The sequence below is a fragment of the Variovorax sp. OV329 genome (assembly GCF_900114785.1).
GTDB lineage: Bacteria > Pseudomonadota > Gammaproteobacteria > Burkholderiales > Burkholderiaceae_C > Variovorax.
Genome location: NZ_FOUG01000017.1, coordinates 34,586 through 56,862 on the forward strand (window position 1 = coordinate 34,586; position 22,277 = coordinate 56,862).

Here is a 22,277-nt window from a genome sequence, read left to right on the forward strand (position 1 = left end):
TCGATGGGCACGCGCAACCCTTTGGCGTGCCTCGCCCTGGTTATCGGCCGGATCAGGCGGGAATTGAGGCCCGCACGTCCGGTTCGCCGGCTTCCAGCCTGAACATGCCGACGACCTTGGACAGGCCACCCGCCTGCTCCTGCAGGGCCGCAGCAGCCGCCGCCGCCTCTTCCACCAGCGCGGCGTTCTGCTGCGTGACCTGGTCCATCTGCGAGATGGCCTGGTTGATCTGCTCGATGCCCTGGGTCTGCTCGTGGCTGGCCGCGGTGATCTCGCCCATGATGTCGGTCACGCGCTGAACGCTGCCCACGATCTCCTGCATGGTGTGGCCGGCTTCGCCCACCAGTTCGCTGCCGGCCTTCACCTTGCCGACGGAATCGTCGATCAGGCTCTTGATTTCCTTGGCGGCCGCCGCCGAGCGCTGTGCCAGGTTGCGCACTTCCGATGCGACCACTGCGAAGCCCCGACCCTGCTCGCCCGCACGTGCGGCCTCCACCGCCGCGTTCAGCGCCAGAATGTTCGTCTGGAAGGCGATGCCGTCGATGACGCCGATGATGTCCACGATCTTCTTGGACGAGGCGTTGATCGAAGCCATGGTGTCCACCACCTGGCCTACCACGGTGCCGCCCTTGACGGCGACCTGCGAAGCCGACATCGCCAGCTGGTTGGCCTGCCGTGCGTTGTCCGCGTTCTGCTTGACGGTGCTGGTCAGCTCCTCCATCGAGGCAGCCGTCTGCTCGAGCGAGCTGGCCTGCTCTTCGGTACGGGAAGACAGGTCCTGGTTGCCCGAGGCGATCTGCCCCGACGCCACCAGGATCGAATCCGTCGAGGCCTTGATGCGCCCCACCACGTCGGTGAGCGTGTCTTCCATCTCGCCCATGCCGCGCAGCAGGCGGCCGAAGTCGCCGCCGCGGTTGGTCTCGAAGTCCTGGCTGAGGTCGCCCGACGCCACCGTGTCGGCAATGAGCAGCGCCTCGTTGATCGGCTCGACCACGCTGCGCGTGAGCAGCCAGGCCAGCACGGCGCCCAGCGCCACCGCCAGGGCCGCCAACGCCATCACCACGGTGCGGCCGGAGCGGTAGGTGCCGTCGATGGCAACGGCCTTGGCGTCGATCTGCGCCTGCTGGTACTCCAGCATGGCGCGGATGCTGCCGTCGTAGTTCTCCAGCGTGGGCAGCAGGCGGCTGGCCATGACCGTGTTGGCCTCGGCCTGCTTGCCTTCGGCCTTGAGCTTGAGGATGCCGGTGCGCAGCGCGATGTAGTCGGCGCGCTTCTTCTTGATGTCCTCGGCCAGCGCGAGTTCTTCAGGCGAATTGAGCAGCGCTTCGATGCTCTTCTGCGTCTCCGAGATCTGCGCGCTGGTCTTGCTCATGTTCTTCTGCAGGAACTCCTGCACCTCGGCGTCGTTGCTCTTGAGCAGCGCGAAGGTGCGGACGCTGTTGACGTTGGTGTTCTGCAGCCAGGTCGCGGCCAGCCGCTCCTTGACCAGCGCCTGCCTGACCATCTCGTTGGTGGCGTCGCCCACGTCCTGCAGGCGCAGCACGCCCACGCAGGCCACGGCCACCACCAGGGCCAGCATGAGCGCAAAGCCTGCGCCCAGGCGGGTTCCGATCTTCCAATCCTTCATGCTTATCTCCTCGTGCTCTTCCAAGCGGTTTGTGTGCGTGCGGTGGACCGCATGTCAGCTGAACTTCTGCATGATCCGAACGAGCTTGTGCCCGTACTGCGGATCGGTGGCATAGCCTGCACGCTGCAGGCCGTGCGCGGCCTGCGCCGGGTCGTCGGTCGCCACCACGTCGGCATAGCGCGGGTTGCGGCTGATGAACTGCGCGTAGTCGGTGAAGGCCTCGTCGTAGGAGCCGTAGGCGCGGAACTTCGCGCGCACCTTCTGCGGCTCGCCGTCGATGTACTCGGTGGTGGTGATCTCCACCGTGGGGCCCTTCCAGCTGCGGTCGGCCTTGATGCCGAAGAGGTTGTGGCTCTGCGTGCCGTCCTCGCCGCGGATCTCGCGCTTGCCCCAGCCCGACTCCAGCGCGGCCTGCGCCAGGATGAGGGGGGCCGGCACGCCGCTGGCGGCGCTGGCCGTCTGGGCCGCGGGGCCCATGCGCGCGACGAACTGGTCGACGTGGCCCTGCAGCGAGGCCACCGCGCCGGCCGAAGGCTGGCCGCCGTTGGACTGGTAGATGCTCAGGTCCGCCGGCGCGGCCTGGCGCGGCACCGGCATCACCGGGATGCCGGAGGCCTGCGAGGTGCGCATGCGCGCCTGCTGCTGCTGCATGGCCACGGCCTGCTGCGGATCATCCGGCAGGTCCGCAGAGCCGGTGGTGGCCATGGTGCGCTGCAGCTGCGCCATCATGGCCTCGGCCAGGCCCAGGCCGCGGCCCGAGAGGTTCTGCGTCAGCTGCTGGTCGAACATCGACAGGTAGGTCTTCTCGCTCTGGCTTTCCAGCAGGCCGCTGGACATGGTGGCGGAGGCCTCGCGCATGCTCTTGAGCACCATGTTCATGAACAGGGACTCGAACTGCCGCGAGACCTGCTTCAGGCCCTCTTCCGGCGTGCCGCGCACCGTGCGGCGCAGGGCATCCACGCCCTGCACGTCCAGGGCGAAGCGCGAGTCCAGCGCGCCGCTTCGGCCGGCTGCGTCGGCGCCGTTCCAGGCGGTGGCTGCAGAAACTGCCATGGCTGCGTCCTCAGATGATCTCGAGCTCGGCGCGCAGGGCGCCGGCCGATTTCATGGCCTGCAGGATGGAGACCAGGTCCTGCGGGTTGGCGCCCAGGGTGTTCAGGCCCTTGACCACGTCGGCCAGCGAGGCGCCGCCGCGCACCACCTGCAGTGCACCGCCGCCCTGGTTGACCGAGATCTGCGAGGTGGGCACGGCCACCGTGGTGCCGTTGGAGAAGGGCGCAGGCTGGCTGATGACCGGCTCGGTGTTGATCACCACCGACAGGTTGCCGTGCGCCACGGCGCAGTCGTTCACCCGCACTGCCTGGTTCATCACCACCGAGCCGGTGCGTGCGTTGATCACCACGCGGGCCGGGGCCTGCGTGGGCGTGATCTCCAGGCTCTCGAGGCGGGCCAGGAAGGACACGCGCTCCGAGGCCGAATCGGGTGCGCGCACGCGGATCACGCGGCCGTCCAGCGCGTCGGCGCTGCCGGCGCCGAACTGCCGGTTGATGGCTTCCACTGCGCGCTGCGCGGTGCCGAAGTCGGAGCGGTTCAGTTCCAGCGAGAACACGCCGTCGCCGCCCACCGGGGCTTCGACCGCGCGCTCCACCAGCGCGCCGTTGGGAATGCGGCCCGAGCTGAGCTGGTTGATCTGCACCTTGCTGCCGTTGGCCGAAGCGCCGGCGCCGCCCACCACCATGTTGCCCTGGGCGATGGCGTAGACCTGGCCGTCGGCGCCCTTGAGCGGCGTCATCAGCAGCGTGCCGCCGCGCAGGCTCTTGGCATTGCCCATGGAGGACACGGTGACGTCGATGCTCTGGCCCGGCCGCACGAAGGGCGGCAGCGTGGCGGTGACCATCACGGCCGCCACGTTCTTGAGCTGCATGTTCTTGCCCTCGGGGATGGTCACGCCCAGTTGCGCCAGCATGTTCGACAGGCTCTGCGTGGTGAAGGGCGTCTGCATGGTCTGGTCGCCGGTGCCGTCCAGGCCGACCATGAGGCCGTAGCCGATGATCGGGTTGTCCCGCACGCCCTGCACCGAGGCCAGTTCGCGCAGGCGCTCGGCGTAGGCAAGGCTGGGCGCGGCCGTGGCCAGCACCGCCGCCAGCAGCAGCAGCGCGCGAACCTGGGTTCCGAAGGAAGTTTTGCTCATGGGGTCGCCTCAGTAGGGCATGACGTTGAGGAAGATGCGCTGCAGCCAGCCCATGGTCTGCGCCTCGTCGATGAAGCCCTTGCCGCTGTACTCGATGCGGGCGTCGGCCACCTGGGTCGACAGCACGGTGTTGCTGCCGCTCACCTGGCGCGGGTTGACCACGCCGGAGAAACGGATGAACTCGGTGCCCTGGTTGATCAGCATCTGCTTCTCGCCGCTGACCAGCAGGTTGCCGTTGGGCATCAGGTCCACCACGGTGACGGTGATGTTGCCGGTGAAGGTGTTGCCGGCACTCGCCCCGCCCTTGCCGGTGAAGCCGGTCTTGCCGCTCAGGTCGGCGCTCTGGTTGTTGAGCAGGCCGCCGATGACCTTGGGAACCACGGTGAACTCGGCTGCCGTGCTGCCGTCGCGGCTTGCATTGGCACCCGAGGTCTTGGTGGCGTTCATCCTCTCGGCGATGACGATGGTGAGGATGTCGCCGACGTTGCGCGGCCGGTTGTCCTCGAACAGGCCGTTGCCGCGGCCGTAGGCCTGGTAGACGCCGCCTGTGTTGCCGCGGTTGCGGGCCGCCGCCATCGGATCGGGGCGTGCCGTCATGGGTTGCTGCGTGAGAGGCTCGCGCGGGAACTGCGCGCAGCCGGTGGCCAGCAGCATGCCCGCCAGCGCCACGGCCAGGCGAAGACCATCGGCCAGGCCGATGCGCCGCGGGCGGGCCGCGGACGGGACCTGACCCGCCTGCGGGGCGGGCGGCCACACGAGAAGGGCAAGTCCGGAATAGCTCACAGCTGTGCCAGTCGCGCCAGCATCTGGTCCGAGGTCTGGACCGCCTTGCTGTTGATCTCGTAGGAACGCTGGGTGGCGATCATGTTGACCAGCTCTTCCACCACGTTCACGTTCGAGGCTTCGACGTAGCCCTGCGTCAGGATGCCGGCACCGTCCACGCCCGGGTTGACCTGGTTGGCCGTGCCGGAGGCATCGGTCTCGGCGTACAGGTTCTCGCCCTTGCTCTGCAGGCCGGCCGGGTTGAGGAAGGTGGCCAGTTGCAGCTGGCCGACCTGCACGGTGTTGCTGCTGCCGGCCTGCGTGACCGACACCATGCCGTCGCGGGCGACGGTGATGCTGGTGACGTTCTGCGGCAGCGTGATGGCCGGCTGGATCTGGAAGCCGCTGGCCGTGACCAGCTGGCCGTCGGCGTCGGTCTGGAAGGAGCCGTCGCGGGTGTAGGCGGTGCTGCCGTCGGGCATCTGCACCTGGAAGAAACCGGCGCCGTTGATTGCGACGTCCTTCGGGTTGTCGGTCTTGGTCAGGTTGCCCTGCGAGTGGATGCGCTCGGTGGCCACCACGCGCACGCCGGTGCCCACCTGCAGGCCCGATGGCAGGCGCGTCTGGTCGGAGGTCTGGCCGCCCACCTGGCGCAGGTTCTGGTACATGAGGTCTTCGAAGACCGCGCGGCTGCGCTTGAAGCCGGTGGTGCCGACGTTGGCCAGGTTGTTGGACACCACGTCCAGCTGCGTCTGCTGCGCGTCCAGGCCGGTCTTGGCGATGTTGAGGGAACGGATCATGGGAAAGGGTTCTCCTTGAGGGGCAGGAAATGTGGTGCGGCTGCGGGTCAGCCGCCGTAGGCCAGCAGGCGGTTGGCCGACTGCGCGCCTTCGTTGGCGGTCTGGATGGACTTCATCTGGAGCTCGAAGCGGCGGGCGTTGGAAATCATGTCCACCATCGCTTCGACGGGGTTCACGTTGCTGCCCTCGATGACGCCGCTGACCAGGCGGACCGCCGGGTCGGCGTCGGCGGGCTGCAGGCCCTCGCGCATGCGGAACAGGCCGTCGTCGCCGCGCACCAGGTCGGCGGTGGGCGGGTTGACCAGCTTCAGGCGGCCCACGTCGGCCACGCCGGTCAGCGGGTCGCCCGCGCCGCGCGCAGTGACCACGCCGTCGGAGCCCACCAGCGCCTCGGCGCCCGGCGGCACGGCCATGGGGCCGCCATCGCCCAGCACCGGGCGTCCGCCCATGGTGAGCAGCTGGCCGTCGGCGCCCACCTGCAGGTTGCCCACGCGGGTGTAGGCCTCGCTGCCGTCGGGTGCTTCCACCACCAGCCAGCCGTCGCCCTGCACCGCCACGTCAAGCGAGCGGCCAGTCTCGGCGAGCGGGCCGTGGCTGAAGTCGGCGCCGGGCGTGGTGGCGACCACGAAGGCACGGGTGCGCGCCTCCTCGCCCACCACCGGCACGGCGCGGAAGCTGTTGATCTGCGCCCGGAAGCCGGGCGTCGACACGTTCGCCATGTTGTGGGCGACCGAGGCCTGTTGCTCCATGGCCTGTTTGGCGCCGCTCATGGCGACATACAGCATGCGATCCATTGCGCTCTACTCCTGGTGGTGGTTGCGACCGCCGCGATCAGCGGATGTTCATCAAGGTCTGCATGACCTGGTCCTGCGTCTTCACCGTCTGCGCGTTGGCCTGGTAGCTGCGCTGGGCGACGATCAGGTTGACCAGCTCGGAGGTCAGGTCGACGTTGGAGGACTCCAGCTTTCCCGAGGCGAGCGAGCCCTGCTTGGTGCCGGCGCCCGGCGTACCCGTGAGCGGCTGGCCGGAGGCGAGCGTCTCGGCCCACACGTTGTCGCCCTTGGGCTCCAGGCCGTTGGGGTTGGCGAAGGAGCTGAGCACCACCTGGCCGAGCAGCTTGGTCTGCTCGTTGGAGTACTTGCCGGTGATGGTGCCGTCGTCGTTGATCGAGAACGAGGTCAGCGTGCCGGAGGTGAAGCCGTCCTGGTTCAGGCGGTTCACGGCGTTCTTGTTGCCGAACTGCGTGGTGCCGCTCAGGTCCACCGACATGTTCATCGCGGCCGAGCCGTTCGGGAAGGTCAGGCCGGCGATGTTGAAGCCGCCGCTGGCCGGCGCGGTCATGTTGCCGTTGGCATCGAAGGTCAGCGTGGTCATGGGCGCGCCGGCGTTCAGGGCCGTGCCGTCGGAGGTGCCGTACACGTCCCAGGTGTTGGCGCCGGTCTTCACGAAGAAGGCGCCCAGCTCGTGCGGGTTGCCCAGCGAGTCGTAGACCGGGCCCAGGGCGTTGGAGTAGTTGTAGGTGGCCGAGTCGGCCGCATCGAAGGGCGTGGAGGTGGGCGTGACGCTGCGCGAATCCAGGTTGAACTCGGCCTTGACGGCCGTGGTCGCGTTGGGGTTCATCGACGAGGTCTGGATCTGCAGCGGGCCGGGCGCACCGCCGTTGATGGTGCCGTTGGCCGACACGCCGAAGCCCGTCAGGCGCAGGCCGCTGCCGTTGACCAGGTAGCCTTCCTTGTCACGGTCGAACTGGCCGTTGCGCGAGTAGAAGACCTCGCCGCTGGCGCTGCTCAGCCGGAAGAAGCCGTCGCCGTTCAGGATGGCGACGTCCAGCGGCCGGCTGCTGGTCTGCGTCGCGCCCTGCGCGAAGTTCTGAGACACGCCCGACACCGCCACGCCCAGGCCGACGCGCGAGCCCGCGTACACGTCCTTGAAGGTGGCAGCGGCCGACTTGAAGCCGATGGTGCCGGAGTTGGCGATGTTGTTGCCGATCACATCGAGGTTCGCGGCGGCAGCCGACAGGCCGCTGATGCCCTGGGAGAAAGCCATGGGTGAGTCCTTGGGGGTTGTACGAAGGGAAATGCGTTGGGGAATGCGCTGCGCGTCAGAGGAACATGCGCACGTCCGACAGGCTGATGCTCCGGCCCGCGGTCAGCTCCAGCGAGACGCCGTCGGCGCTCTGCTTGACGGCCGCCACCTGCGAGAAGCTCAGGGCAGTCGACTTCACCACGGTGCTGCCGTTGTTGGCGACCACGCTGTAGGTGTAGGCGCCTGCGGCCACGGCATCGCCGGCGTCGTTCTTGCCGTCCCAGGTCGCGCCGTTGACGCCCGCGGCCATGGCGCCCATTTCCATCGTGCGCACGGTCTTGCCGTCGGCGTCGGAAATGACCACCTTCACGTCGGCGGCCGAGCCCGCGAGCTCGACGGCGAAGCCCGAAGTGGCCTGGTCCTTGGTAATCGCCAGCTCGTTGCCCGGCGAGAGCACGGCGTAGCCGATCATCGAAGCGGCCTGCAGAACCTGGCTGGCGCCGCTCTGGCTCAGCAGGCCCGACATGGTGCTGTTGAGCTTCTCGATGCCGCTCACGGTGCTCATCTGCGCCAGCTGCGAGGTGAGCTCGGAGTTCTGCATCGGGTTGAGCGGGTCCTGGTTGTTCAGCTGCGTGACCAGCAGCTTCAGGAAGCGCTGCTCGATGTCGGCGCTGGAGGTGGCGCTGGCTGCGGCCGCTGCCGCGTTGGCGGAAGCGGAAGATGCTGCGGTGGTGTCGCTGACGGCCATGGCGAAAAGATCTCCTCGCCTGCGCTCGGGGGCAGGCGTTCAAGTGGGTTGGAATGCGAGAAAAGGCGGCGGCGCTGGCTTTACTGCCCGACGCTGAGCGTCTTGACCATCAGGGTCTTGGCGGTGTTGAGCACCTCGACGTTGGCCTGGTAGCTGCGCGAGGCGGAGATCATGTTGGTCATCTCCTCCACAACGTTCACGTTGGGCAGGTTCACGTAGCCCTCGGAATTGGCATGCGGGTTCTTGGGGTCGTACACCGTCTTGAGCGGCGAGCTGTCCTCGACCACCGAGGCCACGCGCACGCCGCCGATGTCGCCCTGCGAATCCGCATCGACCTGGAAGACCACCTGCTTGGCGCGGTAGGGCAGTCCGTCGGGGCCGGCCACGCTGTCGGCGTTGGCCATGTTGCTGGCCGTGACGTTCATGCGCTGCGACTGGGCGGCCATGGCCGAGCCGGCCACGTGGAAGATGTTCATGGGCATTTGCTCGAATCCTTCCGGCTTACTGCTGCGCCGCGGCCAGCAGCGTCTTGATCTTGGCGCCCAGCACTGTCAGGTTGGACTCGTAGCGCAGCGCGTTGTCGGCGAAGTTGACGCGCTCGGCGTCCATTTCCACCGTGTTGCCGTCGATGCTCGACTGCGAGGGCGTGCGGAACAGCAGGTCCTGGTCGGGCATGCTGCTGGCCTGGCCGGCCAGGTGGCGGGCCGAGGTGGTCGAGAGCGAGAAGGAGTTGTCCTGGCGCCCCTTCTCCACGGCCTGCGTGAGGCGGCTGCTGAAGTCGAAGTCACGCGCCTTGTAGTTGGGCGTGTCGGCGTGGGCGATGTTGGCCGCCAGCACTTCCTGGCGCTGCACACGCAGGTTGAGCGCTTCGCGTTGAAAGCCCAGCGCCGCATCCAGCTTGTCGATCATGTTGCTCCATCCTTTGACGAGGCCGCACCCCGGTTGGGCGTGGCTTGAGATGGAAACGAAGTCTATGCACGGCCCGCGCCGGCAATGGGCCGAGCAACGGGGGGTTTGGCCTTCACTTCGGGAGTTCCGGAGCATGGGTGCCTGCCTAGAATTTGCGCACCAACCCCGCGCACGCATGCTCCATACACCCCGCCTTCGCACCCCTCTCCTGGCCCTGGCCATGCTGGCCCTGGCCGGCTCCTGCGCCGCTGCCGGCCCGGCCGCGCCCGCCGTGCCCGACGCGGCGCGGCTGGCCGTCGAGCGCCTGGTACAGACGCAGTCCAAGGGCCTGCCGGGCGAGATCTCGGTCCGCATAGTGGGCAATGCCGCCAACCTGCCGGCCTGCGACGCGCCCGAGGCCTTCCTGGCGCCGGGCAGCGAGCTGCGCGGGCGCCTGTCCATCGGCCTGCGCTGCGCCTCGCCGGCCGCCTGGACCCGCTTCGTGCAAGCCTACGTCAGCGTGCAGGGCCGTTACTACGTGGCCGCCGAGGCCATCGAGGCCGGCCAGGCGCTGGACGGCGATCGGATCAGCGAGCGCCAGGGCGACCTGGCCGCCCTGCCCCGCTCGGTGGTCACCGAGCCCGCCACGCTGCACGGCGTGGTGGCCGCCAACCGCATCGCGGCCGGCGCGCCGCTGCGCAAGGAACTGCTGCGCGGCACGGTGGTCATCCAGCAGGGCCAGACGGTCAAGGTGGTGGCCAGCGGCACGGGCTTCTCGGTCAGCACCGAGGCGCGGGCCATGACCCGGGCAGAAATCGGCGCGAACGTGCAGGCCAAGACCCGCGACGGCCGCCTCGTGAGCGGCATTGCCGACGAAGAGGGGCAGATCCGGCTCGCCCAGTAGGGCGCGCCCGAATTCCACTAAAGTTTTTCCGGAGGCTGCCGATAAAGAGGGCAGCCCTTTGAGGAACCATCTTGAAAATCGATCCACCTGCCCCGCCGGCCGTCCCCTTCACCCGCTCCAGCAAGAGCGGCAGCGCCACCACGGCCTCGACCGGCGCCACCTCCGCCCCGAAGGAAAACGCAGCCTCCGGCCAGGTGCACCTGATGCCCAGCGTGCCCGGTGGCGATTTCGACGCCGCCCGCGTGGCCGCCATCCGCGAGGACATCCGCGCCGGTCGCTACCAGGTCAACCCCGAAGGCATCGCCGACGGCCTGCTGGACAGCGTGCGCGACCTGCTGGGCGCCAAGAAGGATTGATTCCATGAACGCCCTGCTCAAGCACCTGCGCGCCGAGAGCGCCGCCATCGCCGACTTCATCGCCCTGCTGGGCGAGGAAGAACAGGCCATGGTCGGTGGCAGCTTCAGCGACCTGCCCGCCCTCACCCACCGCAAGTCGGAACTGCAGAGGCGCATGGGCGAGCTGGACCAGCAGCGCGAGGCATTGCAGAAGGCCATGGGCTTTCCCACCGGCCGCGCCGGCGCCGATGCCGCGGCGGCCTCGCAGGGCGAAGAAACCCACGCCGCCTGGGCCCACCTGCTGGCGCTGGCCGGCCAGGCCCAGGCCGGCAACAGCCACAACGCCTCGATCGTCTTCACGCACCTGGACTTCACGCAGAACGCGCTTCGCTTCCTGCGTGCCAGCGGCCAGATGTTCTACGGGCCGGACGGCGCCCGCCGCAGCGCGGCCGGCACCGGCAACCGCCTGGCGCTGGGCTGAAACCAGATCTATTGATGCCATGCCCAGATTGCTCGAATCCATTGCCGGCCTGTCCCTGCGACTGGGCCGTCCCCGGCAGGCGCCCCGCCCGCTGCTGATCGCCCGCGACGACCCGCTGGGCCTGACCATCGAGTCGCGCCGCGGCACCTTCGAGGTGGACCACCGGCACCGCACCCTGTCGCGCAACGGCCGCGTGCTGGCCCGATTCGTGGACATCAAGTCGGTGCAGGTGCGCGAGGAAGCCACCGACGGCCTGAGCGGCCACTGGTCCATCTGGGCGCTGCTGGGCCCGATGAACCGGGTGAAGATCGGCGACACGGACGACGACGTCCATGCCTCGACTGTCGCGGCCCGCTTGTCGGCCAGCGTGGTCAGCCAGTCCAGGCCGCGCCAGCGCATGCTCATGTCGGGCTCCTGACAGTGCGTTGTCAGGAGGGCGCAACGATGATGCGCGCACTTCCCGGCAACGAGACGACAGGAGCATCCGAATGAAGAAGACCTACCACGGCAGCTGCCACTGCGGCGCCGTCCGCTACGAAGCCGACATCGACCTCGCGGCCGGCACCGGCAAGTGCAACTGCAGCATCTGCACGAAGACCCGCAACTGGGGCGTCAACATCAAGCCGGCGGACTTCCGCCTGCTGGCCGGCGAGGATGCGCTGGGCGACTACCAGTTCGGCACGCTCTCGGGCCACCACCACTTCTGCAAGCACTGCGGCGTACGCCCCTTCGGCCGCGGCTATGTCGAGCAGATCGGCGGCGACTACGTCTCGGTGCAGGTGGCCACGCTGGACGATGTGGATCCGCAGGAGCTCATCGATGCACCGGTGCACTACGCGGATGGGCGCAACAACGCCTGGTGGAATCCGCCTGGCGAGACGCGGCATCTTTGATTTGTTCGTGTAACAGCACTCAAGCTCTGCGCGGGCCTGCCGATATCGAGGGTGTAATGAAAAAGCCTCATCCACCCCCAGCCGAATTCCCCTACCAGCCGAACCTCGGCGACCGGATCGTCCAGGACGATGGCGAGTACCTGCTCGTTTCGCTGGCGGGTGTGCCCGGCAGCAAAGCCAAGGGCCTGCTCCTGCGCCGCGGGCCCCGCAGCACCAAGGCCCCCTACGGGCTGGAGAGCCTGGGCTACCACCTGCTTCTTGCGGACGGGCAGTGGTATGCCTCGCGCGTGGCGGGCGGCGACGGCGCGCATGCAGGCAGGACGACAACGGGAATCTTCCTGTCGGAGCTCGACGCCCTGGTCAACCTGTGGGCCAGTCGGCGTTCGCCGGTGCTTGCGTTGATGATGTGAGAGCGCCTTCAGCTGCCGGCCCATGGGTCCAGGCCTGTGGCGCCCTGTGATCAAAGCTCGTATGCTCGGCGCCATTGCACACATTTTGTAGACAATGACGAACAGAGCCAAGGCTGCCACCAAGTCCGGTCCCACTCGCAAGCCGGTGCGGACGCCGGCCGCCAAGCGCACCGCGCCGCAGAAGGCGGAAGCCGCCTCGACCCAAGACAGCAGCAACCTCACGGACCGCGCCTACCTGGTGGTGCGACGCCTCATCCTCGAGCGTGAACTCCTCGGCGGTGAAGTCCTGGTGGAGGGCCGACTGGCCGAGCGCCTGGGCATGTCACGCACGCCTTTGCGCGAAGCGCTGCTTCGGCTGGAAGGCGAAGGGCTCCTGGTTCGTGCCAACGCACGTTCCTATGCGGTGCGCCGGATCACGGCATCGCACTACTTCCAATGCCTGCAAGTACGCGAACGGCTCGAATCGCAGGCGGTCGCGCTGGCCATCGGCCGCATCCCGCCCGATGAAGTACAACACCTGCGCCAGGCGATCCTCGCGCTCGATTCGACCAAGCAGGGTTCCAGCCATTGGCAGGCCGACGACCAGATCCATGGCATGTTCGCCCGGGCCTCCGGCAACGAGATGTTGGCGGAAACCATCGCCCACCTTCGAGTGATGTGCCGACTGTTCGAGGTCGTGGATCCGTTCAAGCGCATCGAGGACGACCGCAGCGAGCATGTCGCCATCCTGGATGCCTATGTGGCCGGTGATGCCAAGGCAGCCGAGGAAGCCGTCGTATCTCACCTGCGCCACCTGGCGCGCTACACGCTCTCGCGCCTGAGCCACGGGCTGGTCAGCGACCTGGCCCATTGAGCGTGCGCCAGCCCGGCAAGGGCCCGCGTGTCGCTCAGTGCCGGAGGATCTTGCCGACGAACTCGCGCGTGCGGGCCTGGGTCGGCGCATCGAAGATCTGCTTCGCATTGCCCATTTCCACCACGTGTCCGCCGTCCATGAAGACCACCTTGCTCGACACCTCGCGCACGAACCCCATCTCGTGCGAGACGATGAACATGGTCATGCCGTCGGCCGCGAGCATTCGCACGGTGTCGAGCACTTCATTGACGAGCTCCGGGTCGAGCGCAGCCGTGACTTCGTCGAGGAGCACGATTCCTGGCTGCAGCGCGAGCGCGCGCGCGATGGCCACGCGCTGCTGCTGTCCGCCCGAGAGTTGATCGGGGTAGGACCTGAGCTTGCCGCCCATGCCGACCTTCTCGAGTAGTCGGATCGCGTAGTCCTCGACTTCCTTGCGGGGGCGGCCCTTCACCTTGATGGGTGCAACCGTCACGTTCTCCAGCACGGTCATGTTCTGGAACAGGTTGTACTGCTGGAAGACGATGGCCATCTGCGAACGGATGGCGCGCAGTTGCTCGCGGTTGTCGTAGTCGAGCTTCTGGCCATCGATCCGCACTTCTCCGGCGATGGGCGGCAGCAGTCCCATCAGCACGCGCAGCAAGGTGCTCTTGCCCGAGCCGGACGGCCCGATCAGGCTGACGATCTCGCCCTTCTCGACATTCAGGTTGATGCTTTCCAGCACGGTGTGCGCGCCGTAGTTGGCCTTGAGGTCAACGATTTCGAGTTGGGGCAAGACGAATCTCCAGGTATTTGCCGAAACGTGCCAGGGGGTAGGACAGCGCGAAATAGAGCACCAGCACCGTGCCGTAGACCAGGGCCGCGGAGAATCCCTTGTTGCTCATGGTCTTGCCGGCGAATGCCAGTTCGATCACGCCGATCTGCGACGCCAGCGCCGTGTCCTTGATGAACAGGACGAAGAATCCGAACACCGGCGGCAGGATGATCTTCCAGGCCTGCGGGATGATGACCAGCCGAAGCGTCTGCCAGTAGCTGAAGTTCAGGGTGGCGGCCGCGTCCCACTGGTTGTGGTGCACCGACTCCAGCCCGCTGCGAACGATCTCCGCGATGAACGCGGTGGCGATCACGCACACGCTGAGCAGGGCCACGGTGAACATGCTCAGGTCGGCATTGAGCGCCTGGAAGATGAAGAACATCAGCATCAGCGTGACCAGGAAGGGAATGCGCCGGAACAGCTCGACGAACAGCGCCACGGCGAATCGGATGGGCGCGGCCGCGGGGCGCGTGGTCAGTCGAATCGCAGCGAGCGCGAACCCCAGCGTGAAACCCACCACGCAGCCGATGGCTGAAAGCGCGAAGGTCACGCCCAGCGCCTTGGCGAAGAACAGCAGGTTGTAGTAGCTGAAGAAGCGAGGCAGTTCCTCGATGATCTGCTCGAGCATCAGAACCACCTCATCTTGGCGCGGAAGAAACGCTTGCCGACAAATGCCAGCGACAGCGTGGCCACGAGGGTAATGATCACGTAGAGCACCGCAGCCACCGAGAACACTTCGATGGAGCGGAAGGTCTCGGAGTTGATGTTGTAGGCGCGGCCGGTGAGCTCTTCCACGCCGAAGACGGCGGCCATGGACGTGCCCAGGGTCATCAGGATGTACTGGTTGGACAAAGGCGGGAACAGCACGCGGATGATGTGCGGAAGGATCACGAAGCGGATCGTCTGCAGCCGCGAGAAGCCCAGTGTCTCGGCCGCCTCCAGTTCCGGGCGGCGCACCGTTTCGAAGCCTGCGCGCTGGATCTCGGTGAGATATGCACCGGCATTGAGCGTCATGCCGATCAGCACCGCCTGGTAGGGCGAGAGCAGGATACCTGCATCGGGCAGCGCGAAGAAGATGAAGAAGATCTGGACCAGTTGCGGCGTGTTGGTGAAGAACGCCACGTAGACGCCGACCAGCCGCCGCGCCCACCCCGGCCCGTAGGCGCGAACGGACGCGCCGGCAAGACCGATGAGCATGCCCATGGCGAACGCCAGGAAGGCGATCTGGAGGCTGAGCCAGGCGCCTGCTGCCAGGTAGGGCAGGCGCTCCAGGACCGGAGTGAAATCAAGTTGCATGGATGGAAGAGCCCGCGTGCACCGCGCAGCCCGCACCAGGAAAGCGGGCCGGCGGCGCCACAGGCCGGAGGGCGTGGCTTACTTGTAGCTGGGCGCGGTGCGCGGGTCGTGCAGCATGGGGCCGCCGAACCACTTCTTCCAGCGCTCGTCGACGAAGCCGTTGGCATGCAGTTGCTTGATCGCGCCGTTGAGCTTCTCGCGCAAGGCATCGTTGCCCTTCTGCACGCCGATCCCGCAGAAGTAGACCTCGATGGGCGCATCGACGATTCGCCAGTCGATCTTGTGCTTGCGCGTGTGCTCGGTCATGAAGTCCATCACGTCGATCATCGCGTCCGCACGACCCTGGGCGATGGCGCGCACCGCGTCCGGGTAGTTGTCCAGCAGCAGCAACTGCGCCTTGGGCAGCTTCTCCTGCACCAGCTTCACCGGCGTGGCACCGCGAACCTCGACCAGCCTGACGGAAGGGTCGTTCAACTCCATCCAGTCCTTGTAGGGCTTGCTCTTGGTGGTCAGGACGCCCAGCACCTCGGTGTGTACGGGGACGGTGAAGTCGATCACCTTCTGGCGCTCGGGCGTGATGGTCATCGCGCCCAGCACGGCATCGATCTTGCCGCTGCTGACGAAGGGAATCCGGTCGGGCGAACCCACCTGCACGATCTCGGTCTTCACGCCCAGCAGTTCGCCGATCTTGTTGGCGACTTCCACGTCGAAACCGTCTATCTCGTTCTTGTCATTGAAGATGCCCAGTGGCGGCAGGGTCGGATTGACGCCGAACACGATCTTCTTGCTGGCGACGATCTCGTCGAGCGTGCGCGCCCACGCCGGCCGGCCCAGCAGCGCGGCCCCGAAAGCCGCCGAGGCGGCAAGGAGGACGCTGCGGCGGTTGGCATTCCTGATTAGCTTCATGAGGGTTGGACTCCTAGTTGTTGAAGAAGGTGGAGCGGCCTTCGGGCCGCCCGCTCACTCAGGGAACGAACGCAAGACAAGTGCCAGATCGACCCATTGCCTGCAAAAAATATAACATCAATATATGGAATGTATACATTAAACTTGCGAAGGTCCAGTCAGGCTTTCCCTCGATGACCCGTTCGTGAAAGAAGCATTGATACGCATGTCTCCACAATCTCCTCACGCCCTCGCGTCACTGCGCCGCGACGCAGCCGTGCGGCGCGGTGCGGCGCTTCACTTCCTGATGAACGACCAGCAGATTCCCGCCTTCGCCGGGGAAAGCGTGGCTGCGGCCTTGCTGGCCTCCGGGTGGCGTGAACTCAGGCACAGCCCTCGCAACGAGGAGCCCCGCGGCGCGTTCTGCTTCATGGGCTCCTGCCAGGAATGTCTTGTGTGGGTGGACAACCGCAAGCTCCCTTCCTGTCAGGTGGCCGTGAGGGAGGGCCTGGCGGTGGAATCGCTCGACTGGCGCGAGGCACACCGTTGAACCACTCGGAAATGCTCGATCTGATCGTCATCGGGGCCGGCCCCGCCGGAGCGAGAGCCGCCCTGCGCGCCAGCGCGTGTGGCCTTTCGGTGTTGCTGGTCGATGAGAACCCCGACGCAGGCGGCCAGGTCTGGCGCCCGCTTCCGGAGGGTTTCTCGCGGCGGGACGACGCGGCCCTCTCGGCCGAAGCCCGCGATGGCGATGCCCTGCGCCGCGAACTTCGGCGCGCTGGCATCGAATGCCTGTTCGGGCACAAGGTATGGAACATCGGTTCGGACCTGCGCACCGACGTCATCGGTCCGTCCGGTTCGCAGAGCCTGAAGCCGCGTGCGCTCCTGGTGGCAACAGGCACCACCGAGCGCGTGGTGCCCTTTGCGGGTTGGACCCTGCCCGGCGTGATCGGACTGGCGGCTGCAACGATCCTGCTGAAGTCGCAGAACATCCTGCCCGGCAGGCGTACGGTCGTCGCGGGAAGCGGCCCGCTGCTGCTGGCGGTGGCTGCCGGCATCCTCAAGGCGGGCGGCGAAGTCGCCGCGGTGGTCGATCTTGCAAGCCGCGGCGAATGGCTGCGCGCCCTGCCCTCGCTGCTCGGCCGCCCCGACCTGATCCGTCAAGGCATCGCGTGGCAATGGCAGTTGCGCGCGGCGCGCGTGCCGATCCATTACCGTCACGCCGTTCGATCTGCCACCCGTTCGGGGGAAGGCTTCTCCATCCGCATTGGCGCCGTGGACGCAAATGGCAGCGCCGTCTCGGCCAATGTGCCGGAAGTGGACCTGCATGCCGACGCCCTGGCTGTCGGCCACGGCCTGGTGCCCGGCACCGACGTGACCCGGCTGCTGCGCGCCCGCCATCGGTTCGACCGCAACCGAGGTGGCTGGATCGCACAGGCGGATCCAGACGGACGCACCAGCGTCAAGGGCCTCTACATTGCCGGCGACGGCGCCGGAATCGCGGGTGCCGCTGCCGCAGGCGCGCACGGTGAAATGGCGGCGCTCGCGTGCGCGCTCGACCTGGGTGCCATCGACGATGCAACGCATGCGCGCGAGCGCGCGCCGCTTTCTGCGCAATGGGCACGCAGCGCGCGCTTCGGTCACGCGATGGCCCGGCTGATGGCGCTGCGCGACGGGGCCGTCGAATCCATGCCGTCCGAGGTGGTGGTCTGCCGCTGCGAGGACGTCACCCGCGGCGAGATCGACGCCGCCGTGCGCGAAGGCGCGCGGGACCTGAACCAGCTCAAGGCCTGGACCCGCTGCGGCATGGGTCCCTGCCAAGGCCGTACCTGCGGCGATGTCGCGGGTGCGCTGGTGGCGGCGCACGTCGGAAGCCGGGAGGCGGCGGGCTGCTTCACCGGTCGCGCGCCCCTGCGACCGGTCTCGCTGGCCGAGGTGGCGGGCGACTACAACTACGCCGACATCCCGATCCCCAAGGCGGCGCCGCTATGAGTACCGCTCCTGGCTTCGCCCAACCCTGGGACGCCGTCGTGATCGGCGGCGGCGTCATGGGCTGCTCTACCGCCCTGCACCTCGCGCAAGGTGGCATGCGTGTCGCGCTGGTCGATCGAGGACAGCTTTGCCGCGAGGCCTCCGGCGTCAACGCAGGCACGCTCACCCTGCACATGACGCGCGCCGCGCTCGTTCCCTACGCCATGCGGGCCTGGCAGATGTGGATGGACGCCCAGCGCTGGCTCGGCATGGGCGTGCTGGCCACCCATGTGCCGGGCCTCACGCTGGCCTTCACCGAGGCCGAGTGCGAACTGATCGAGCTCCGCGCCAAGGCGCGCCGGGAATACGGCGCTCCCATCGAGGTGATCTCGCCTCAGCGCGCCAGAGAGATCGAGCCGGGGCTGCATCCCTCGCTGCTCAAGGCGGGCTTCTGCGAAATCGACGGCTTTGCCAGCGCCTACCTTACCGGTCGCGCATTTCGCCACGCGCTGACGCAGGCCGGCGTCAGCCTCTTCGAGAACGCACCGGTGGAGGCCATCCAATCCGGCGATGGTGGCCACGAGATACGGCTGGCCAGCAGCACAGGTCTGGACCCCCTGCACGCGCGGCGCGTGGTCCTCGCCGGGGGCGTCTGGATCGAGGACATGCTGGCCATGCTCGGGGTCCGGATCCCGATCAAGGTCCTCATCAACCAGCTGGTCATCACCGAGCGCATCCGCCCGGTCATGCGCACCGTGCTCAGCGTGGCCAACGGGCTGCTGTCGCTCAAGCAGTTCGCCAATGGAACCGTGCTGATCGGCGGCGGCTGGCAGGGCGACGGCGATCGCGAGCGCGGCGGCGTCGAGGCGCGCCCTCAGAACCTGGTGGGCAACATGCGCCTGGCGGCCTACGCGGTGCCGGCCTTGGCCGAGGCGCGTGTGGCGCGCATCTGGCTCGGCCTGGAGGCCGAGACGGCCGACGCGATGCCAATCATCGGCGACGTACCGGGCGTTGCGCAGGCCTGGGTCGTCGGGAGCGCCCACTCGGGCTACACCAGCGGGCCTTTCATGGGGCGCATCCTGGCCCAGCACATCCTCGGGCAGGTGCCCGACCTTCCCTTGTTCGATCCCACGCGCCTCCTGGGCATGCCCATGCCTGGCGCCTGACCTTCACTTGCCCACCATGATTCCGAATCGACCCAACGCTTTTCACGGCATCTACGCTGCGACCCTCTGCCCTCTGCACCCCGACGGCCGCATCGACGAACCCACGCTTGCCCGTCACCTCGAGGCCACGGCCTTCGTCCCCGGCATGGCGGGACTGCTCATCAACGGGCACGCGGGCGAGAACTTCACCCTGTCGCGCGAAGAGAAGCTGCGCGTCACACAGATCGCGGCCGAGGTCTGCGGCCATCACGCCATCCTGGTTTGCGGCATCAACGCAGAAGACAGTCACGAGGCACAGCGCCACACGGACGACGCCAAGGCGGCCGGCGCCGACGCGGCATTGCTGTTTCCGCCCTTCTCCTGGGCGCTGTCGCAGGACGCGCAGATGGCCATCACCCATCACAAGGTGGCCAACGCCAATGCGCAGATGCCGCTCATGCTCTACCAGGCCGGCGTGAACGCCGGCACCATGGCCTACAAGCCGGAGGTGCTGGCCGCGCTGGCGCAACTGCCGCACGTGGTGGGCGTGAAGGAAGGCAGCTGGGAAGCCGCGGCCTACGAGGCCAACCTGCGCCTGGTCAAGCAGGTCGCGCCGCACGTGGCGATGATGGCCTCGGGGGACGAGCACCTGTTCACCTGCTTCGCCGTGGGCTCCGAGGGCAGCCTGGTCAGCCTGGCGGCCGTGATGCCGGAGTTGGTGATCGAACTGGACGCCGCAGTGCGGGAGAAGAACCTCGACAAGGCGCGCGCGCTCAACGATCGGATCTATCCACTGGCCAAGGCGATCTACGGCACGGCCCCCGGCGGCTGGGCCACGGCGCGCCTGAAGACCTGCCTGAAGCTTCTGGGACGCATTCCAAACGACACCATGCGCCTGCCCATCGGTCCGCTGCCTGCGGCCGAAGTGGCCCGCCTCGAACGCGCGCTGGCCGACGCCGGCGCCACGGCCTGAACAACCAGCACAGCCATCGATCCAGGAGCTTCCAGCCCATGTCCCGCAAGATCATCCGCAACGGCCGCATCGTCACCGCCATCGACGACTACGTGGCAGACATCCTGGTCGAGGATGGCCAGATCCAGGCCATCGGCCGCAAGCTTGCGTGCGGCAGCGACACGGAGTCGATCGACGCGACCGGCCTCATGGTGCTGCCCGGCGGGGTGGACTGCCACACGCACATGGACAACACCTTCGGCGATTCCACCACCTGCGACAGCTTCGAATCGGGCACGCGCTCGGCCGCCTTCGGCGGCACCACCACCATCGTGGACTTCGCCTTCCAGCGCCAGGGCGTCAGCGTGCTCGAGGCCATCGAACGCGCGCAGGCCAAGGGGCGCGAGGGCGCCTGCATCGACTACGGCTTTCACGTGATCGTGACTTCGGTCAACCAGCAGACGCTGGCCGACATGCAGCACGCCATTCGCCACGAAGGCGTCTCGAGCTTCAAGATGTTCATGGCCTACCCTGGATCGGTCATGGTGGACGATGCGGCCATCTTCCAGGCCATGCGCATGGTCGGCCAGCACGGCGGGATGATCGCGCTGCATGCCGAGAACGGGACCATCATCGAGCTGCTGATCCAGGAGGCATTGGCCCAGGGCCACACCGCGCCCAAGTACCACGCACTCACCCGCCCCGCCATCATGGAAGGCGAAGCCACGCATCGGGGCATCAAGCTGGCCGAGCTCGCCCAGGCCCCGGTGTATTTCGTGCATCTCTCCGCCAAGGAGGCGCTCAAGCACGTCGTCGAGGCGCGCGACATGGGCGTGCCGGTGTTTGCCGAGACCTGCCCGCACTACCTTTTCTTCGACGAGAGCGTGTACGACAGCGAGGACTTCGACCTGGCGCGGTACGTGATGAGCCCGCCGCTGCGCTCCAAGGAGGCCCAGAACGCGCTCTGGACCGCACTGCGCACGGACGATCTGCAGCTGGTCTCCACCGACCACTGCCCCTTCTGCATGAAGGAGGGGCACCTCGGACGCGTCAACCAGAAGCCCTACGGCCGCAACGACTTCTCCAGGATTCCCAACGGCATTCCGGGTGTGGAAACGCGCCTGACCACCATTCACGACGGCGGAGTCCGCGCCGGGCGCATCTCGCTCAACCGCATGGTGGAGCTCACGGCGACCGCGCCAGCCAAGCTCTTCGGCCTCTATCCACGCAAAGGGACCATCGCGGTGGGCAGCGACGCCGATCTCGTGCTCTTCGATGCCGGCCAGTCACACGTGATCAGTGCCGCCACCCAGCACGGCAATTGCGACTTCACGCTGTTCGAGGGTCGGGAGGTGACGGGCACGGTGCGCAAGGTCTTCCTGCGCGGTGAACTGCTCGTCGACGGCGAGCAATGGCTGGGCCGCGCCGGCGCCGGCCAGTACGTGGCGCGCGGCGAGTCCGGTGGCTGGTGACGGAGCCCGACGATGCCGCTGTACGACTACGCGTGCGCAGGCTGCGGGCGATTCAGCGCGACCCGGCCGCTGCAGCAGTTCGATCAGCCCGCCCCATGTCCTGCCTGCGGCGACATGGCGCCGCGTGCCTTGACGGTCCCAGCGCTTCTTGGACGCGCAGCGCACCGCAACGACGCGCAGCGCGATGATGGCCAGGTACGGCTGCGGCACGTCGCGTCGTCAGGCTGTTCCTGCTGCCCAAGGTGATGCGGCCGCCGCAGGAGATGGCCAGATGTCGTGGTCGGTCCCCTGATGCCGCTCAGGGGCGCAGGTCGCACCACATGTGCACCTTGCCGTGGAAGCGCCCCTCGACGAACACCGCCATCGGCTCGACCCCGAAGCTGGAGAAGCCGCAACGCTCGTAAAGGCCCTGCGCCGCGTCGTTGCCCTGCGTCACGGTGAGCTGAACGACCCGCAGGCCGGCCCGCGCCCGGGCCGTCGCCAGGATCGCATCCACCAGTTGCCGGCCCAGGCCCAGCGAGCGTGCCGCCGGCGCCACGTACATGCCGAACAGCGTAGCCTTGTGCCGCGACTTGATGCGGCCCTCGACGTTCAGGCCGGCAGCGCCGATCAGCCCGCCCTCCTCGTCGAAGGCGCCGATCACGACGCTGTCCGCATCCTCGCCGGGCGGCAATCGCTCGGCCCACCAGGAGACCGGCAGGCGCGCGCGTTCGCTGGTGCTGCTGGTGAAGGCATCGGGGTGCCGCTCGTAGGCCTCCAGCATCAGGGCACGGTGCGCGGCGGCGTCGGCGGGCGTGAGGCGGCGGATGGTCGTGGGCATGAGCCAGG

28 protein-coding genes are annotated in these 22,277 nt (G+C 67.7%); 13 read left to right on the forward strand and 15 right to left on the reverse strand.

The genetic code is table 11. The annotated features are described in order from the left end of the window. Positions 1-52 precede the first annotated feature (52 nt). The 10 genes from BM345_RS23100 to flgB all read right to left on the reverse strand — a co-directional run bounded on the left by BM345_RS23100 (position 53) and on the right by flgB (position 9,062). A complete protein-coding gene (locus BM345_RS23100; RefSeq protein ID WP_093384249.1) occupies positions 53-1,627 on the reverse strand; it encodes a methyl-accepting chemotaxis protein in 1,575 nt (524 codons plus the stop codon). 54 nt (positions 1,628-1,681) lie between these two features. After that, positions 1,682-2,680, reverse strand: a complete 999-nt coding sequence (gene flgJ, locus BM345_RS23105; protein WP_093384252.1) for a flagellar assembly peptidoglycan hydrolase FlgJ — start codon at positions 2,678-2,680, stop codon at positions 1,682-1,684. Positions 2,681-2,690: 10 nt separating this feature from the next. Continuing rightward, on the reverse strand, positions 2,691-3,818 hold the full coding sequence (locus tag BM345_RS23110) for a flagellar basal body P-ring protein FlgI (RefSeq protein ID WP_093384255.1): 1,128 nt from the start codon (positions 3,816-3,818) through the stop codon (positions 2,691-2,693). Positions 3,819-3,827: 9 nt separating this feature from the next. Further along, entirely contained in the window at positions 3,828-4,472 is a 645-nt protein-coding gene (locus BM345_RS23115) for a flagellar basal body L-ring protein FlgH (RefSeq protein ID WP_093384516.1), read from the reverse strand. A 125-nt stretch (positions 4,473-4,597) separates the two neighbouring features. After that, complete coding sequence (gene flgG / locus BM345_RS23120) at positions 4,598-5,380, reverse strand: flagellar basal-body rod protein FlgG (RefSeq protein WP_093384257.1); 783 nt, start codon at positions 5,378-5,380, stop codon at positions 4,598-4,600. A gap of 47 nt (positions 5,381-5,427) precedes the next feature. After that, the gene (flgF, locus tag BM345_RS23125; protein ID WP_093384260.1) at positions 5,428-6,174 is read right to left on the reverse strand and encodes a flagellar basal-body rod protein FlgF; all 747 of its coding nucleotides are present in this window, start codon (positions 6,172-6,174) and stop codon (positions 5,428-5,430) included. 37 nt (positions 6,175-6,211) lie between these two features. Next, entirely contained in the window at positions 6,212-7,426 is a 1,215-nt protein-coding gene (gene flgE, locus BM345_RS23130; RefSeq protein ID WP_093384262.1) for a flagellar hook protein FlgE, read from the reverse strand. Between the two features lie 55 nt (positions 7,427-7,481). Further along, positions 7,482-8,153 carry a flagellar hook assembly protein FlgD gene (locus BM345_RS23135; RefSeq protein ID WP_093384265.1) on the reverse strand — a complete coding sequence of 224 codons (672 nt, stop codon included), beginning with the start codon at positions 8,151-8,153 and terminating at the stop codon, positions 7,482-7,484. An 80-nt stretch (positions 8,154-8,233) separates the two neighbouring features. After that, on the reverse strand, positions 8,234-8,635 hold the full coding sequence (flgC, locus tag BM345_RS23140) for a flagellar basal body rod protein FlgC (protein WP_093384268.1): 402 nt from the start codon (positions 8,633-8,635) through the stop codon (positions 8,234-8,236). 19 nt (positions 8,636-8,654) lie between these two features. Beyond that, complete coding sequence (gene flgB, locus BM345_RS23145) at positions 8,655-9,062, reverse strand: flagellar basal body rod protein FlgB (RefSeq protein WP_093384270.1); 408 nt, start codon at positions 9,060-9,062, stop codon at positions 8,655-8,657. A gap of 175 nt (positions 9,063-9,237) precedes the next feature. On the opposite strand from flgB, the gene flgA reads away from it, so the two are divergent. From flgA to BM345_RS23180, 7 genes are all read left to right on the forward strand, one after another. Then, positions 9,238-9,945 (forward strand): flagellar basal body P-ring formation chaperone FlgA, encoded by a 708-nt coding sequence (gene flgA / locus BM345_RS23150; protein WP_093384273.1) that lies wholly within the window; start codon positions 9,238-9,240, stop codon positions 9,943-9,945. 71 nt (positions 9,946-10,016) lie between these two features. Next, complete coding sequence (gene flgM / locus BM345_RS23155) at positions 10,017-10,301, forward strand: flagellar biosynthesis anti-sigma factor FlgM (protein WP_093384275.1); 285 nt, start codon at positions 10,017-10,019, stop codon at positions 10,299-10,301. Positions 10,302-10,305: 4 nt separating this feature from the next. Beyond that, positions 10,306-10,761 (forward strand): flagella synthesis protein FlgN, encoded by a 456-nt coding sequence (locus BM345_RS23160; RefSeq protein WP_254789938.1) that lies wholly within the window; start codon positions 10,306-10,308, stop codon positions 10,759-10,761. Between the two features lie 19 nt (positions 10,762-10,780). Continuing rightward, positions 10,781-11,179 carry a hypothetical protein gene (locus BM345_RS23165; protein ID WP_139237597.1) on the forward strand — a complete coding sequence of 133 codons (399 nt, stop codon included), beginning with the start codon at positions 10,781-10,783 and terminating at the stop codon, positions 11,177-11,179. Positions 11,180-11,249: 70 nt separating this feature from the next. Next, positions 11,250-11,654 carry a GFA family protein gene (locus tag BM345_RS23170; protein WP_093384281.1) on the forward strand — a complete coding sequence of 135 codons (405 nt, stop codon included), beginning with the start codon at positions 11,250-11,252 and terminating at the stop codon, positions 11,652-11,654. Positions 11,655-11,710: 56 nt separating this feature from the next. After that, complete coding sequence (locus BM345_RS23175) at positions 11,711-12,064, forward strand: hypothetical protein (RefSeq protein WP_093384282.1); 354 nt, start codon at positions 11,711-11,713, stop codon at positions 12,062-12,064. A 94-nt stretch (positions 12,065-12,158) separates the two neighbouring features. Continuing rightward, positions 12,159-12,917, forward strand: coding sequence for a GntR family transcriptional regulator (locus tag BM345_RS23180; protein ID WP_093384284.1), 759 nt, complete (start codon positions 12,159-12,161; stop codon positions 12,915-12,917). 34 nt (positions 12,918-12,951) lie between these two features. Here BM345_RS23180 and BM345_RS23185 read toward each other — a convergent pair whose 3' ends face one another. The 4 genes from BM345_RS23185 to BM345_RS23200 all read right to left on the reverse strand — a co-directional run bounded on the left by BM345_RS23185 (position 12,952) and on the right by BM345_RS23200 (position 15,930). After that, positions 12,952-13,689: an amino acid ABC transporter ATP-binding protein gene (locus BM345_RS23185; protein WP_093384286.1), complete on the reverse strand. Its 738-nt coding sequence runs from the start codon at positions 13,687-13,689 to the stop codon at positions 12,952-12,954. Beyond that, a complete protein-coding gene (locus tag BM345_RS23190) occupies positions 13,667-14,356 on the reverse strand; it encodes an amino acid ABC transporter permease (RefSeq protein WP_093384289.1) in 690 nt (229 codons plus the stop codon). The genes BM345_RS23185 and BM345_RS23190 overlap by 23 nt, the downstream gene beginning before the upstream one ends. Continuing rightward, on the reverse strand, positions 14,356-15,024 hold the full coding sequence (locus BM345_RS23195) for an amino acid ABC transporter permease (RefSeq protein ID WP_093384291.1): 669 nt from the start codon (positions 15,022-15,024) through the stop codon (positions 14,356-14,358). The genes BM345_RS23190 and BM345_RS23195 overlap by 1 nt, the downstream gene beginning before the upstream one ends. Positions 15,025-15,102: 78 nt before the next feature. Continuing rightward, the gene (locus BM345_RS23200; RefSeq protein ID WP_093384294.1) at positions 15,103-15,930 is read right to left on the reverse strand and encodes a transporter substrate-binding domain-containing protein; all 828 of its coding nucleotides are present in this window, start codon (positions 15,928-15,930) and stop codon (positions 15,103-15,105) included. A 184-nt stretch (positions 15,931-16,114) separates the two neighbouring features. Here BM345_RS23200 and BM345_RS23205 point away from each other — a divergent pair, with 184 nt between their 5' ends. From BM345_RS23205 to BM345_RS23230, 6 genes are read left to right on the forward strand one after another with little or no spacing between them, the layout of a single operon-like run. Next, a complete protein-coding gene (locus BM345_RS23205) occupies positions 16,115-16,459 on the forward strand; it encodes a (2Fe-2S)-binding protein (RefSeq protein WP_254789940.1) in 345 nt (114 codons plus the stop codon). A gap of 11 nt (positions 16,460-16,470) precedes the next feature. After that, entirely contained in the window at positions 16,471-17,901 is a 1,431-nt protein-coding gene (locus BM345_RS23210) for an FAD/NAD(P)-dependent oxidoreductase (protein ID WP_093384300.1), read from the forward strand. Further along, on the forward strand, positions 17,898-19,046 hold the full coding sequence (locus BM345_RS23215; RefSeq protein ID WP_093384302.1) for an NAD(P)/FAD-dependent oxidoreductase: 1,149 nt from the start codon (positions 17,898-17,900) through the stop codon (positions 19,044-19,046). The genes BM345_RS23210 and BM345_RS23215 overlap by 4 nt, the downstream gene beginning before the upstream one ends. A gap of 16 nt (positions 19,047-19,062) precedes the next feature. Then, positions 19,063-19,998: a dihydrodipicolinate synthase family protein gene (locus BM345_RS23220; protein ID WP_093384522.1), complete on the forward strand. Its 936-nt coding sequence runs from the start codon at positions 19,063-19,065 to the stop codon at positions 19,996-19,998. Between the two features lie 38 nt (positions 19,999-20,036). Further along, entirely contained in the window at positions 20,037-21,449 is a 1,413-nt protein-coding gene (gene hydA / locus BM345_RS23225) for a dihydropyrimidinase (RefSeq protein WP_093384305.1), read from the forward strand. A 12-nt stretch (positions 21,450-21,461) separates the two neighbouring features. Beyond that, positions 21,462-21,695 (forward strand): FmdB family zinc ribbon protein, encoded by a 234-nt coding sequence (locus BM345_RS23230; RefSeq protein WP_093384307.1) that lies wholly within the window; start codon positions 21,462-21,464, stop codon positions 21,693-21,695. A 52-nt stretch (positions 21,696-21,747) separates the two neighbouring features. Here BM345_RS23230 and BM345_RS23235 read toward each other — a convergent pair whose 3' ends face one another. Next, positions 21,748-22,269, reverse strand: coding sequence for a GNAT family N-acetyltransferase (locus BM345_RS23235; RefSeq protein ID WP_093384310.1), 522 nt, complete (start codon positions 22,267-22,269; stop codon positions 21,748-21,750). Positions 22,270-22,277 lie beyond the last annotated feature (8 nt).

Excerpts from the sequence above, each read along its gene's own strand:
- BM345_RS23100 (WP_093384249.1), bottom strand. The coding sequence starts at position 1,627 with ATGAAGGATTGGAAGATCGGAACCCGCCTGGGCGCAGGCTTTGCGCTC.
- flgJ (WP_093384252.1), bottom strand. The coding sequence starts at position 2,680 with ATGGCAGTTTCTGCAGCCACCGCCTGGAACGGCGCCGACGCAGCCGGC.
- BM345_RS23110 (WP_093384255.1), bottom strand. The coding sequence starts at position 3,818 with ATGAGCAAAACTTCCTTCGGAACCCAGGTTCGCGCGCTGCTGCTGCTG.
- BM345_RS23115 (WP_093384516.1), bottom strand. The coding sequence starts at position 4,472 with ATGCTGCTGGCCACCGGCTGCGCGCAGTTCCCGCGCGAGCCTCTCACG.
- flgG (WP_093384257.1), bottom strand. The coding sequence starts at position 5,380 with ATGATCCGTTCCCTCAACATCGCCAAGACCGGCCTGGACGCGCAGCAG.
- flgF (WP_093384260.1), bottom strand. The coding sequence starts at position 6,174 with ATGGATCGCATGCTGTATGTCGCCATGAGCGGCGCCAAACAGGCCATG.
- flgE (WP_093384262.1), bottom strand. The coding sequence starts at position 7,426 with ATGGCTTTCTCCCAGGGCATCAGCGGCCTGTCGGCTGCCGCCGCGAAC.
- BM345_RS23135 (WP_093384265.1), bottom strand. The coding sequence starts at position 8,153 with ATGGCCGTCAGCGACACCACCGCAGCATCTTCCGCTTCCGCCAACGCG.
- flgC (WP_093384268.1), bottom strand. The coding sequence starts at position 8,635 with ATGCCCATGAACATCTTCCACGTGGCCGGCTCGGCCATGGCCGCCCAG.
- flgB (WP_093384270.1), bottom strand. The coding sequence starts at position 9,062 with ATGATCGACAAGCTGGATGCGGCGCTGGGCTTTCAACGCGAAGCGCTC.
- flgA (WP_093384273.1), top strand. The coding sequence starts at position 9,238 with ATGCTCCATACACCCCGCCTTCGCACCCCTCTCCTGGCCCTGGCCATG.
- BM345_RS23160 (WP_254789938.1), top strand. The coding sequence starts at position 10,306 with ATGAACGCCCTGCTCAAGCACCTGCGCGCCGAGAGCGCCGCCATCGCC.
- BM345_RS23165 (WP_139237597.1), top strand. The coding sequence starts at position 10,781 with ATGCCCAGATTGCTCGAATCCATTGCCGGCCTGTCCCTGCGACTGGGC.
- BM345_RS23170 (WP_093384281.1), top strand. The coding sequence starts at position 11,250 with ATGAAGAAGACCTACCACGGCAGCTGCCACTGCGGCGCCGTCCGCTAC.
- BM345_RS23175 (WP_093384282.1), top strand. The coding sequence starts at position 11,711 with ATGAAAAAGCCTCATCCACCCCCAGCCGAATTCCCCTACCAGCCGAAC.
- BM345_RS23180 (WP_093384284.1), top strand. The coding sequence starts at position 12,159 with ATGACGAACAGAGCCAAGGCTGCCACCAAGTCCGGTCCCACTCGCAAG.
- BM345_RS23190 (WP_093384289.1), bottom strand. The coding sequence starts at position 14,356 with ATGCTCGAGCAGATCATCGAGGAACTGCCTCGCTTCTTCAGCTACTAC.
- BM345_RS23195 (WP_093384291.1), bottom strand. The coding sequence starts at position 15,024 with ATGCAACTTGATTTCACTCCGGTCCTGGAGCGCCTGCCCTACCTGGCA.
- BM345_RS23200 (WP_093384294.1), bottom strand. The coding sequence starts at position 15,930 with ATGAAGCTAATCAGGAATGCCAACCGCCGCAGCGTCCTCCTTGCCGCC.
- BM345_RS23210 (WP_093384300.1), top strand. The coding sequence starts at position 16,471 with ATGCTCGATCTGATCGTCATCGGGGCCGGCCCCGCCGGAGCGAGAGCC.
- BM345_RS23215 (WP_093384302.1), top strand. The coding sequence starts at position 17,898 with ATGAGTACCGCTCCTGGCTTCGCCCAACCCTGGGACGCCGTCGTGATC.
- BM345_RS23220 (WP_093384522.1), top strand. The coding sequence starts at position 19,063 with ATGATTCCGAATCGACCCAACGCTTTTCACGGCATCTACGCTGCGACC.
- hydA (WP_093384305.1), top strand. The coding sequence starts at position 20,037 with ATGTCCCGCAAGATCATCCGCAACGGCCGCATCGTCACCGCCATCGAC.
- BM345_RS23230 (WP_093384307.1), top strand. The coding sequence starts at position 21,462 with ATGCCGCTGTACGACTACGCGTGCGCAGGCTGCGGGCGATTCAGCGCG.
- BM345_RS23235 (WP_093384310.1), bottom strand. The coding sequence starts at position 22,269 with ATGCCCACGACCATCCGCCGCCTCACGCCCGCCGACGCCGCCGCGCAC.